This is a genomic window from Neobacillus vireti, assembly GCF_001026695.1.
GTDB lineage: Bacteria > Bacillota > Bacilli > Bacillales > Cytobacillaceae > Neobacillus > Neobacillus vireti.
The window spans coordinates 151,999-164,033 of record NZ_LDNB01000006.1; the positions used below are offsets into that span (position 1 = coordinate 151,999).

A 12,035-nucleotide genomic window follows, 5' to 3' on the forward strand; every position below is an offset into this window, starting at 1 on the left:
CTAGGAATTACGTCGCACTCCTCGTGAGTGCGTGGATTGAAATCTAAGCTAGCCCAAGTATCCATACGATAAAGGACGTCGCACTCCTCGTGAGTGCGTGGATTGAAATAACAATGTTTATGGCATCTCAGGCTGCAGAAGGTCGTCGCACTCCTCGTGAGTGCGTGGATTGAAATAATAGAAGGTGGAACTGTAAGAAATGTTTCGTCAGGTCGCACTCCTCGTGAGTGCGTGGATTGAAATATGGAACTTACTTCAAAATAGCAGTTAGCGAATTAGTCGCACTCCTCGTGAGTGCGTGGATTGAAATGCAATGATGCGTGAATCGGCTCATCGTGCTAAACGGTCGCACTCCTCGTGAGTGCGTGGATTGAAATCTCACCACGATATTCAATACCCATCTAAAACCGCCGTCGCACTCCTCGTGAGTGCGTGGATTGAAATTTCCATTCACCGTTGATGATGTGGATGAAAAACTGTCGCACTCCTCGTGAGTGCGTGGATTGAAATTTTCGCTGTGCCGATAAATAAAAACTCATCGCCGTCGCACTCCTCGTGAGTGCGTGGATTGAAATAGGTGGCGCTCTTAGGTCACACCTTAAACAGCGACGGTCGCACTCCTCGTGAGTGCGTGGATTGAAATACGATCGTTAAATACTTGATTTTGATAGTAGGAGTCGCACTCCTCGTGAGTGCGTGGATTGAAATTATTACACCAACTTTATTACCGGTATAATCGATGTCGCACTCCTCGTGAGTGCGTGGATTGAAATCCTCCGGCATCGCAATATCTACACCGCTATGTGGCGTCGCACTCCTCGTGAGTGCGTGGATTGAAATAAAAGTAAAGTAAACTTGTCCGTTCTCATTAATGTCGCACTCCTCGTGAGTGCGTGGATTGAAATACGTGAGGTAAAGACTGCGAAAAGTGGATTAGTGTCGCACTCCTCGTGAGTGCGTGGATTGAAATCATTCGTTTTAACCCCAGGACCGCACGGCTACGTCGCACTCCTCGTGAGTGCGTGGATTGAAATATTAAGACTAATACCAACGGCAGCCGCAAGGTCTTGTCGCACTCCTCGTGAGTGCGTGGATTGAAATCGGTACTTGGCTTTATCGCTGCTGGACAGCCCATCGTCGCACTCCTCGTGAGTGCGTGGATTGAAATACGGAACATGGTGTCCATTCGAGTAGCTGAATTCGTCGCACTCCTCGTGAGTGCGTGGATTGAAATATTAAGACTAATACCAACGGCAGCCGCAAGGTCTGTCGCACTCCTCGTGAGTGCGTGGATTGAAATGCAAGATCTTTTCGAAGCAGCCAACCGTGCTCAGTCGCACTCCTCGTGAGTGCGTGGATTGAAATTATTATTGGCTTTCAAAGGATCTCGGTCACATCAGTCGCACTCCTCGTGAGTGCGTGGATTGAAATCATTATTGGCTCGAAGCCGCTTGCCGTGCCGCCGGTCGCACTCCTCGTGAGTGCGTGGATTTAGATTTTTGGGATAGGGATATCTTCATCCATGAAAACGTGTCGCACTCTTCGTGAGTGCATGGATTGAAATCGAATGCGATTTATGAGATGAAGGTCCAAGTTATAAAGAAAGTGAAAACTTTTTGAAGGTAATGGGGAAAACATCACAAGGGCCGGCAATAACCCTATCAAAAAATATGTTAAATGGAATCAATGATAAAGTAGATGTAGTTGTTGAAATGTTAGAGTTCCTAAATGGCGACTGAATAGGGCTTTATGAAGTGGGTGAGAATCCAGGGAATACGGCTTCTATTTGATGGATGTATACGAATGTCACCGACGGAACATGTTAATTTACCTTTGATCCAAAAAATAACCTCAATCCGGCAAGATACAAAGAAGGCGGAGCGTATAAATTAGTTTATTTCTATGGCAGCGGGTATGACGCTGTTGCTGAAACGATGTTTATGGTCGGGAGTATTTAGGATCAATGGCTTTATTAGCAGTAAGTTTTCTAGTTGTTGGGGGAACTTACAGGTGATTTATTTTTAGCGTATACTATATTACTTTTTAAAACGTAAATAGTATAAGTGTGTTGAGAATATGTAAAAATGTGATAGTGGTTGACATTTTTAGATATAAAATACAAAATAGTACTATAGTCTTGTTTATTGTGTAATTGTATATAGTCGATTGGATTTTTAGGGATTACATCACAATTGAAAAACAACGAGTAGAGCAGAAGGTAACACCTTTAGGGGTAGCTTCTGCTCTTTTTGCGTAAATTGAAATTTCCCCGTATCTAATCTAGCTGTTGTTCTATCTATTTTTTTACGAGGAGGGATTAAATGAGTTATATTGCTCACATCCGTGAAAGTGATAATCAGATCCAAACTGTTGAAGAGCATTTATTAGATGTAAAAGAATTAGCGGAATCCTATGGAGAAAAGCTTGGTGTAAAACATTTAGCAGGTCTTGCCGGGATGCTGCATGATCTAGGTAAGTATTCCAATGAGTTTAGGGATTACATAATAGAAGCCGTAAATAATCCCGATGCACCACCCAAAAGGGGAAGCGTCGACCATTCAACTGCAGGTGGGAAACTATTGTATGAAATTTTTCATACAACGAAAATTACTCGTAACACAGGGTTGGTAGCCGAAGTAGTAGGAAATGCTATTATTTCCCACCATTCGTATCTTCAAGACTTTTTGAATCCAGACTTAGAATCAAACTATTTAAGTAGAGTTCGTGATAAGGAATTGGCTGAATTCTCTAGGTCAAAGCAAGCCTTTTTTGAACATGTCATGAGCGAAAAGGATTTTTATGATTATGTTGGTAAGGCTGCTGAAGAACTGGAGACCTTTTTAGCTAATGAATCCTCGGTGAATAATGAAAAGCAATTGATGTTCTTAACAAAGTTTATCTTTAGTACATTAATTGATGCCGACCGAACAAATACAAGATTATTTGAAGAAAATAGGAGCAATGAATCTGTAGAAGATTTTGAAGCCTTGTTTAATACCTATTATGAAAGACTAACGGCGAAAATTAATTCATTTAATCAACATCCGAATGCCCATACTCCTATTAATCTTCTAAGAACAAAGATGTCAGATCAATGTGATCTTTTTGCGGAGAAGCCATCAGGAATATACACATTATCCATTCCTACTGGCGGTGGGAAAACTTTAGCAAGTTTACGATATGCACTAAAACACGCCAAACTATTTAACAAAAAACGGATTATTTATGTGGTCCCCTATACAACGATTATTGAGCAAAATGCGGAAGAAGTTAGAAAAATATTAATGGATGAAGCAAATATTTTAGAGCATCATTCCAACGTTATAGAAGATGTGAACGATAATGATGAAAGTCAATCTGGTAAGATGAGTCTCCAGCAGAAGCTAAAACTAGCTAAGGATAATTGGGATTCTCCGATTATATTTACAACGATGGTGCAATTTTTGAATGTGTTTTATGCGAAAGGAAGCAGAAATATTAGAAGGCTGCATAACTTAAGTGAGTCGGTGATTATTTTTGATGAAGTCCAAAAGGTCCCTATTTCATGTGTATCCTTATTTAATCAGGCATTAAACTTTTTAAAAATATATGCTCATTCCAGTATTGTTCTTTGCACTGCCACCCAGCCTGCACTGGATTTTGTCGAACATAAACTAGAAATAAATACGGATGCAGAAATGATTGAAGATCTGGATCATGTTATTGAAGCTTTTAAACGGGTGGAAATTATTGATCAAGCAACTAATGAAGTGTTTAATAATGAAAAGCTTGCTGAATTTGTTGAAGCAAAAATGGAGGAAGTTCAAAGTGTTTTAGTCATTTTAAATACGAAATCTGTGGTTAAAAAACTATATGAACAATTACTAGAGAAAGAGAATGGCTTTCCAATATACCATCTAAGCACATCGATGTGTGCTGCACATCGGAATAAGATTCTAGATGAGGTAAGGGCTCAGCTTAATGAGGGCAATAAGATCATTTGTATTAGCACGCAACTGATTGAAGCAGGAGTAGATGTAAGTTTTGATTGTGTGATTCGTTCCCTAGCAGGGTTGGACTCTATTGCTCAAGCTGCAGGCAGATGTAATCGACACGGTGAAAAGAGTATTCAAAATGTCTATGTGATTGATCATGGAGAAGAAAACCTAAATCACTTAAAAGAGATTAAAGTAGGAAAACAGATATCAAGAAGAATTCTTGTTGATATAAGAAAAGACAATACCAATCACGGGGGGCATATTTTATCAACCCAAGCAATGGACAGGTTTTTTAAAGAGTTCTATACCGAATTTGAATCGAATTTGAATTATTTTATACCAAAGTTAAAAAAGGAAATGACCGAATTATTGACAGCAACAAAGACAAAATATAGTTATCATGATTCCTATTATATTAATAATGAGAAAAAGAGTCTTCCATTATTCTTAGCCAATAGTTATAGAACAGCAGCGGAACATTTTCATGTGATTGATAATTTAACCACATCAGTGATTGTTCCGTATGAGGCTGGGAGGGAAATTATTGCTGATTTGAATGGTAATGGATCGATTGAAGACCTTTCAAAATTATTAAAGAAAGCCCAGCAGTATACGATTAATCTTTTTAAATTTGAAAAAGAGCGCTTAGCTGAAAATGAGGGACTGGTAAGCCTTATGGATGGGAAAATATTAGCTCTTAAAGAGGGGGCATATAATAAGAGGTTTGGACTTAATCTTGAAAATGATAGTCCATTTGATTCTCTTATGATTTAAAAACCAATTAAGCAATGAGAGGAGGTGATATTTGTGAGGAATGCTATTGAATTTGAAGTCTATGGAAATTATGCCTTATTCACCGATCCCTTAACAAAGATGGGCGGGGAAAAGTTATCCTACCAGATTCCAACTTACCAAGCCTTGAAGGGGATAGTTGAAAGTATCTACTGGAAGCCAACACTGTTAATGGTAGTGGATGAAGTCCGTGTTATGAACGCAATACGGATGGAGTCAAAGGGGATTCGCCCAATTGAATACGGTGGTGGGAATACGCTTGCCAACTATACTTATCTAAAAGATGTTCGCTATCAGGTGCGAGCTCATTTTATGTTTAACCCCTATCGGCCGGAAATGGCCTTTGATCGAAACGAGAATAAGCACCATAACATCCTGAAACGTTCTCTTAACGCAGGTGGACGAAGGGACATTTTTCTTGGCACTAGAGAATGTCAAGCCTATGTCGAACCATGTGTTTTTGGTGGAGGGAAAGGATTTTATGACAATTATGGCGATATTCATATGGGAACGATAATTCACGGAATTAATTATCCGGACGAAACAGGAAGAAACGAAATGGAAGTACGGATATGGAATCCTGTGATGAAGGATGGCGTTATTAAATTTATTAGACCTGATCAGTGTACGCAAATTCGCAAGATTACCGACATGGAAATGAAGCAGTTTAATAATACAAATGTGGAATCCGCAGATAATTTGCTTAAGCAATTGGAATAGGAGGTGAATAAATGAGCTGGTTATTAAATTTATATGAGACCTATGAATCTAATTTAGACCGTGTAGGTGAAATTGAAAAAAAACATAACGATCAGGAATTTACCCTGCTGCCTATTTCTCATACTACACAAAATGCTCATATCGAAGTGGAAATAACCGAAGATGGTGAATTCCATTCTGCGAGAGTCATTGATAAGCTGGATTTTAGTACATTAATCCCATGTACAGAGGGATCGGCTAGTAGAGCTGGAGCAAAAATAGCACCATATCCCCTTCATGATAAATTAAGTTATGTAGCAGGGGATTTTGTTGCATTTGGCGGAAAAATAAAAGGAGAGGCACCCTTTACATATTATCTTGAACAGTTAGAAAAATGGGCGAAATCTCCATTTGCCACCAACAAAGTAATAAGTATTTATAAATATGTGAATAAGAAACAATTAATTAAAGATTTAGTAGAAGCGGGAATTTTGTATGTAGATGCAGATAATCACTTAATCGATACATGGGACAAAAAATATGAGGGACTCTATGGTGATAAGCCAGCTATATTTGGTGCCGTGGCTGGTGGCCAAGAAAGCGCATTCATTCGATTTAATGTTTATTCGCCAAATAAAATCCTGAAAAAGGTATGGAAGGATAAAGAAATATATGATTCTTTCATTCGTTATTACCAAGGTTTGCTAGGAGATGAGGATCTTTGCTTTGTAACAGGTGAGAAAAAGCCAAGTACTGACAAGCATGCAAATAAGATACGGAATGCTGCTGATAAGGCAAAATTAATCTCGGCAAATGACACCAGTGGTTTTACCTTTAGAGGGCGTTTTAATAAAAGTAACGAAGTCGCAAGTATTAGCTATGAGGTGTCACAAAAAGCACATAATGCACTCAAATGGCTGATTAATCGTCAAGGTAAAACCATTGATCAGCGCGTGTTCCTGGTATGGGGAAATGATTACCTTTCCATCCCTGATCCAATAGAAGATACATTTGCAATTAATCCAATACCAATTGATATAAGGGAAAGAAAAACTTATACCAATCAGGAATTTGCCAATGAAGTGGCGAAGGCATTAGAAGGTTATAAGAATAATTTATCATCTAAATCAAATGTCAATATTATGATACTTGATTCAGCAACCACAGGCCGTATGGCAGTGCTTTATTATCGAAATATGGACAAGGAACTTTATCTGGACAGGCTAGCAAAATGGCATTCAACCTGTGTATGGGTTCATCGCTATCGTAAAAATGATCAAGGTGAACATGTCCAATTTTTTGGAGTACCAGCAACGAAGGATATCGCCTTTGCAGCATATGGAACAAAAGCGAATGACAAAGTAGTTAAAGGGCTAATGGAGCGGATGCTTCCTTGTATTGTTGATGATAAAAAAATACCATTAGATATTGTTAAAAGTGCCTTTCATCGTGCCTCAAATCCAGTGTCAATGGAGAAGTGGGAATGGGAAAAAACACTCAGCGTTACCTGTGCCTTAATCAATAAACGGGAGGGATACAATGTGGCATTAGATATAGAAAATAATGACCGAGATTATTTATTCGGCCGTTTATTAGCAGTTGCCGATGTATTGGAAAGACGTGCCTTAGGTTCCGAGGAAACGCGTTCCAGTAATGCGATACGATATATGAATTCTTTTTCTAAAAGTCCTGCAAGAACATGGAAAACGATTCAGGAGAGCTTGCAGCCTTATCAAGCACGACTCGGCACAAAAGCACGATATTTATCGAGCTTAATTGATGAAGTGGCTTCTAGAATTGATGTTGATGATTTTAATAATAAACCTTTATCAGGAAAATATTTGTTAGGGTTTTATAGTCAACGGCATGATTTATATCAGAAAAAGGAAAAAAATAATGCAACTGAGGAAGCATCAAATTAAAAGGGGGAAATGAACATGACAATTTTGGATCACAAAATCGATTTTGCTGTTATTTTATCCGTAACGAAAGCCAATCCAAACGGCGACCCATTGAATGGAAATCGCCCAAGACAAAACTACGATGGACATGGCGAAATTTCAGATGTAGCTATAAAGAGAAAAATTAGAAATCGTCTGCAAGATATGGGTGACTCTATTTTTGTGCAATCAAATGATAGAAATATAGATGATTTAAAGAGTTTAAGAGAACGAGCTGAGAGTAATTTAGCACTTCAGAAAATATTAAAATCTAAAAATAGCTCCAGCGATGAATTTGCAGGAATTGCCTGTGAGCAATGGATTGATGTACGCAGTTTTGGCCAGGTATTTGCCTTCAAAGGTTCAGGTAATGGGGCAGGTGTATCCGTTGGGGTAAGAGGTCCTGTATCTATTCATACAGCAACAAGCGTGCATCCCATTGATATTACTAGTATGCAAATTACGAAGAGTGTCAATTCTGAACCTGGAAAGGAAAAAGGTTCAGATACAATGGGGATGAAACACCGTGTGGATTTTGGTGTTTATGTTTTTTATGGCAGCATTAACACACAGCTTGCAGAAAAGACTAGATTCACCAATGAGGATGCAGAAAAGATTAAACAAGCACTTGTTACCTTATTTGAAAACGATACTTCAGCTGCCAGACCTGATGGAAGCTTGGAAGTGCATAAGGTTTACTGGTGGGAACATAATTCCAAGTTAGGTCAATATTCTTCTGCTAAAGTTCACCGGTTAGTTAATATTAAACATAATGTTGATGAACCAAAAACATTTGACGATTATTCTATCACCTTAAACGAATTAGAAGGTTTAAATGTTGATGTCATTGATGGACTATAACGAAGATGACAGTTATTTGATGTTGTCGGGCATCCAGCATTTTCAATTTTGTAAACGCCAATGGGCACTCATTCATATTGAGCAGCAATGGCAAGAAGATGTTCGGACGGTTGAAGGACAACATCTCCATCAAAAAGCGGACCAGCCCTTTATTAGAGAAAAAAGAGGAGATAAACTCATTGTTCGTGCGATGCCCGTAAAGTCAAACGAGCTTAGGATTACAGGGATATGTGATGTAGTAGAGTTTGTTCAAGATAATAGTGGTGTGGAAATAAATGGTTCTCAAGGGAAATACGCAGCCTATCCTATTGAATATAAACGGGGAAAACCCAAGAAGGACGATTCGGATATTTTACAATTAACAGCACAAGCGATGTGTTTAGAAGAAATGCTGCTGTGTGAAATCAACAAGGGTTATATGTTTTATAACGAAATTAAACACAGGGTCGAGGTACAACTAACTAAAGATATAAAAATGAGAGTTAGGTCAATCGTCGAAGAAATGAATGATTATTACAACCGTAGGTATACACCTAAAGTAAAAACTGGCTCCTATTGCAAAAGCTGTTCTCTTCAGCATATTTGTTTACCGGAATTGATGACTAAACGGACTGTGAAAAGTTATATTGATGGGAAGATTGCTGAATGAAGAAACTTTTGAATACGTTATTTATTAATCAAACGGATGTTTATTTATCCTTAGATGGCGATAATATTGTTCTTCTTAAGGATCAGGAAACGCTGGGCAGGCTACCACTTCATAACTTAGAATCAGTGGTTTCTTTTGGATATACTGGTGCAAGCCCTGCGCTGATGGGTTATTGCGCGGAAAAGAACATTTCATTAGTATTTTTTACAATGAATGGACGATTTCTTGCAAGAGTGATTGGCCAAAGTAGGGGGAACGTAGTACTAAGAAAGAAACAATATCGCGTATCAGATGATGAATTCATGTCAGCTAAAGTTGCTCGTAATTTCATTGTGGGGAAAATTTACAATAACAAATGGATTATTGAAAGAATGACAAGAGATTATCCCCTCCGTGTAGATGTGGCTCAATTTAAAGAAGTATCGCAACACCTATCTTCTATTATTCTTGAGGTAAGGAAATGTGAGGATTTAGAGAGATTAAGAGGGTTAGAAGGACAAGCTGCCATCAGTTACAATAAATTATTTAATCAAATGATACTACAGCAAAAAGAGGATTTCTATTTTAAGGTGCGTTCAAGGAGACCCCCGTTAGATAACGTTAATGCTATGCTTTCATTTGCTTATACGTTATTAGCAAATGATATGGCATCTGCGTTAGAGGGTGTTGGTTTGGATGCCTATGTTGGTTTTTTACATCGAGATCGACCGGGAAGAGTTTCTTTGGCTTTAGATGTAATGGAGGAGTTGCGGGGTACTTATGCAGATAGATTTGTCTTGTCCTTAATCAATAAAAAAGTAGTAAATAAAGATGACTTTCTTAAAAAGGAAAATGGAGCCGTAATCATGACAGATGACGCAAGAAAGAAATTTTTAGCGTCATGGCAAACAAAAAAGCAAGAAAAGATAACGCATCCCTATCTAGGCGAAAAAATCCCATGGGGGTTAGTACCGCATGCACAGGCTTTACTATTGGCACGGTTTTTACGTAATGATCTAGATGAGTATCCGCCATTTTTGTGGAAGTAGGTGTAATATTTGTTAGTGTTAGTTACGTATGACGTAAGTACAGTTAGTAGTGGTGGAAAAACAAGACTTCGGAAGGTTTCAAAGACCTGTCAAAATTATGGCATTCGTGTCCAAAATTCAGTATTTGAATGTAATGTAGATGCCACTCAATTTACAGCTTTAAAATTGAAGCTTGCTGATATTATTGATGAAAATGAAGATAGTCTTAGGTTTTATCAGCTAGGTAATAATTATAAAACCAAGGTAGATCATATTGGGGTTAAAGAATCAATCGATTTAGATAGCCCTCTAATTTTTTAGTGCGAGTGTATAGTGCACATGTTTTTCCTGGGAGATTCGCACCTGATTTTCTGTGATTAATCACTAATATTTAGCATAATTATATTGTGCTCTTTATTTATTTAAAGAAAATAGTGTGTTTTAGGGCAAAAGTTACCTATTTTTAGGTTGTTTTGGTCAAAATCCGCTGTCGCACCCTACATGGGTGCGTGGATTGAAATCCCAATGTTGAATGACAAAAACACGACATTTTCTGTCGCACCCTACATGGGTGCGTGGATTGAAATTTGTGTGAAAAAGGAAGAACAGCCAGGAGGCGGGTCGCACCCTACATGGGTGCGTGGATTGAAATTGGAAAGTTGCCCTTGCCCTTCGGGGTGAGGGTTTGTCGCACCCTACATGGGTGCGTGGATTGAAATTATTAGGTTTAATTTTAATGGTCCTCGTTATTGGTCGCACCCTACATGGGTGCGTGGATTGAAATTTAAAATATAATCAAGAAATCATTGATAAGGCTCGTCGCACCCTACATGGGTGCGTGGATTGAAATTCTATAATGGGCAACTAAACAATAATATCTTTATGTCGCACCCTACATGGGTGCGTGGATTGAAATAGCCAGCGCAGGCATATTGTTTTTGCTTGATAGAGTCGCACCCTACATGGGTGCGTGGATTGAAATAATCACAAAAATCACCATCTTTCATTATCCACTCGTCGCACCCTACATGGGTGCGTGGATTGAAATATAATGACTCGGCTTTGATTGTCGAGAAATTGGACGTCGCACCCTACATGGGTGCGTGGATTGAAATAAGGTGTTGGCGAAGCGGCGGTCAAATAGATGTAGTCGCACCCTACATGGGTGCGTGGATTGAAATCGTGTCCACAGTGAATACCTTCCGACCAGGTACGGTCGCACCCTACATGGGTGCGTGGATTGAAATAGCGCTTCGTCCCAGTGATACATGATCGGCTGCGGTCGCACCCTACATGGGTGCGTGGATTGAAATGTTGATTGTCATTTTCGGATGTCCCCCTAATTGGTGTCGCACCCTACATGGGTGCGTGGATTGAAATCGAAGAAACATTAACAGAAATTCCGGATGGCGCAGTCGCACCCTACATGGGTGCGTGGATTGAAATTAAAATCCTAACCGTCGCATCAATGCCCAGTGCCGTCGCACCCTACATGGGTGCGTGGATTGAAATGCCAATGTATACCACTAGTTATTACCCTAATAGGTCGCACCCTACATGGGTGCGTGGATTGAAATAAACACAGTTAAGACAATATCGGATATTATCCCGGTCGCACCCTACATGGGTGCGTGGATTGAAATACTATTCTGCACCCTACCCTACTAATAGAATGGTCGTCGCACCCTACATGGGTGCGTGGATTGAAATTCTGCGGCGAGTGATCCAGTCTCGAAAGGGCCTTGTCGCACCCTACATGGGTGCGTGGATTGAAATATCGTAAGGCTAATTCTGTTTTTCCGTTCAGCTTGTCGCACCCTACATGGGTGCGTGGATTGAAATCGTTATTTTTTCAATTTCGATAGCGAAAATATCGTCGCACCCTACAATGGGTGCGTGGATTGAAATCAGCACAACAATACGAACCCAAAACCAATGCCCGTCGCACCCTACATGGGTGCGTGGATTGAAATGCCAAAAGAGCCAGCATTAAAAGTTCGGAATTTTGTCGCACCCTAAATGGGTGCATGGATTGAAATATTTCGAGATTTATTCGAAAAATTGAATTTAAACGTCGCACCCTACATGGGTGGGTGGATCGAAATTAATG

7 protein-coding genes and 2 CRISPR repeat arrays (1 of these 9 running past the window's edge) are annotated in these 12,035 nt (G+C 39.4%); all 7 genes read left to right on the top strand.

Annotated features, from left to right (window positions below; genetic code table 11):
- A CRISPR array of direct repeats spans nt 1-1,564; the repeat unit is 32 nt; unit sequence GTCGCACTCCTCGTGAGTGCGTGGATTGAAAT; it begins 318 nt to the left of the window's first position.
- A 757-nt stretch (nt 1,565-2,321) separates the two neighbouring features.
- The 7 genes from AA980_RS06970 to cas2 are packed head-to-tail and all read left to right on the top strand — an operon-like array spanning nt 2,322 to nt 10,246.
- Nucleotides 2,322-4,751, top strand: coding sequence for a CRISPR-associated helicase/endonuclease Cas3 (locus AA980_RS06970; RefSeq protein WP_024026399.1), 2,430 nt, complete (start codon nt 2,322-2,324; stop codon nt 4,749-4,751).
- 33 nt (nt 4,752-4,784) lie between these two features.
- Nucleotides 4,785-5,489, top strand: coding sequence for a type I-C CRISPR-associated protein Cas5c (cas5c, locus tag AA980_RS06975; protein WP_024026400.1), 705 nt, complete (start codon nt 4,785-4,787; stop codon nt 5,487-5,489).
- Between the two features lie 11 nt (nt 5,490-5,500).
- The gene (cas8c, locus tag AA980_RS06980) at nt 5,501-7,390 is read left to right on the top strand and encodes a type I-C CRISPR-associated protein Cas8c/Csd1 (protein ID WP_024026401.1); all 1,890 of its coding nucleotides are present in this window, start codon (nt 5,501-5,503) and stop codon (nt 7,388-7,390) included.
- A gap of 15 nt (nt 7,391-7,405) precedes the next feature.
- Nucleotides 7,406-8,269 carry a type I-C CRISPR-associated protein Cas7/Csd2 gene (gene cas7c / locus AA980_RS06985; RefSeq protein ID WP_024026402.1) on the top strand — a complete coding sequence of 288 codons (864 nt, stop codon included), beginning with the start codon at nt 7,406-7,408 and terminating at the stop codon, nt 8,267-8,269.
- The gene (cas4, locus tag AA980_RS06990; protein WP_034723051.1) at nt 8,259-8,918 is read left to right on the top strand and encodes a CRISPR-associated protein Cas4; all 660 of its coding nucleotides are present in this window, start codon (nt 8,259-8,261) and stop codon (nt 8,916-8,918) included. Before cas7c ends, cas4 begins: the two co-directional genes overlap by 11 nt.
- Nucleotides 8,915-9,946: a type I-C CRISPR-associated endonuclease Cas1c gene (gene cas1c, locus AA980_RS06995; protein WP_024026404.1), complete on the top strand. Its 1,032-nt coding sequence runs from the start codon at nt 8,915-8,917 to the stop codon at nt 9,944-9,946. Before cas4 ends, cas1c begins: the two co-directional genes overlap by 4 nt.
- A 9-nt stretch (nt 9,947-9,955) precedes the next feature.
- The gene (cas2, locus tag AA980_RS07000; protein ID WP_034723049.1) at nt 9,956-10,246 is read left to right on the top strand and encodes a CRISPR-associated endonuclease Cas2; all 291 of its coding nucleotides are present in this window, start codon (nt 9,956-9,958) and stop codon (nt 10,244-10,246) included.
- A 168-nt stretch (nt 10,247-10,414) separates the two neighbouring features.
- Nucleotides 10,415-11,768: direct repeats of the CRISPR family, unit length 32 nt; unit sequence GTCGCACCCTACATGGGTGCGTGGATTGAAAT.
- Nucleotides 11,769-12,035 lie beyond the last annotated feature (267 nt).

What these genes read in the sequence shown, in the direction of transcription:
- AA980_RS06970 (WP_024026399.1), top strand. Translation starts at nt 2,322, where the DNA reads ATGAGTTATATTGCTCACATCCGTGAAAGTGATAATCAGATCCAAACT.
- cas8c (WP_024026401.1), top strand. Translation starts at nt 5,501, where the DNA reads ATGAGCTGGTTATTAAATTTATATGAGACCTATGAATCTAATTTAGAC.
- cas7c (WP_024026402.1), top strand. Translation starts at nt 7,406, where the DNA reads ATGACAATTTTGGATCACAAAATCGATTTTGCTGTTATTTTATCCGTA.
- cas4 (WP_034723051.1), top strand. Translation starts at nt 8,259, where the DNA reads ATGGACTATAACGAAGATGACAGTTATTTGATGTTGTCGGGCATCCAG.
- cas1c (WP_024026404.1), top strand. Translation starts at nt 8,915, where the DNA reads ATGAAGAAACTTTTGAATACGTTATTTATTAATCAAACGGATGTTTAT.